The organism is Streptosporangium vulgare (assembly GCF_042428775.1).
Taxonomy (GTDB): domain Bacteria; phylum Actinomycetota; class Actinomycetes; order Streptosporangiales; family Streptosporangiaceae; genus Streptosporangium; species Streptosporangium vulgare.
Window position 1 is genome coordinate 1 of record NZ_JBHMBS010000196.1, and the last position, 519, is coordinate 519.

Here is a 519-nt window from a genome sequence, read left to right on the forward strand (position 1 = left end):
CCGAGGCCAGTGTCCAGGAGTCGGTGCCGCGGGTGGCCGGCACCGCGCCCAGGCCGTTGCCGGCGGTCCCGCTCACCGCGACCGTGGCCGCCTGCCACTCCGACCATTGGCTGGCCACTCCGGTGGAGGTGGACACCCGCACCCGCCAGCGGATCAGCCAGCCGTCCTTCAGCCTGCCCGCTGTCACGGTGGGGGTTTCCAGCCAGCACTTGGTCGTCGTGTGACACCCGCCACTGGACAGGTCACCGCTGCCCGACCAGATCAGCCCTGAGCCCTGTGCGCTGACCGAGGGGTCGTGTTCGACTTGTGCTTCCAGGCGTAGTGGTCGTGACTCGGGGTCGCTGCCGTAGGCGGAGAAGGTGGGCTGGGCGGAGGGCAGTGTCCACAATCCCGATGTCTGCTGGCCTGGGTAGGCCGAGATCTCCGACACCACGGGTTTGGAGGCATCGACTCGTCCGGCTTGCCATTCTGACCACGGTCCGGCTATTGCGGTGGAGGTTGTGGTGCGTACTCGCCAGC

1 protein-coding gene is annotated in these 519 nt (G+C 68.6%); it reads right to left on the reverse strand.

Annotated features, from left to right (window positions below):
- Positions 1–430 (reverse strand): hypothetical protein (locus ACFFRH_RS44665; protein ID WP_386164238.1); only part of this gene is annotated, 430 nt, incomplete at its 3' end.
- Between the last annotated feature and the right edge of the window lie 89 nt (positions 431–519).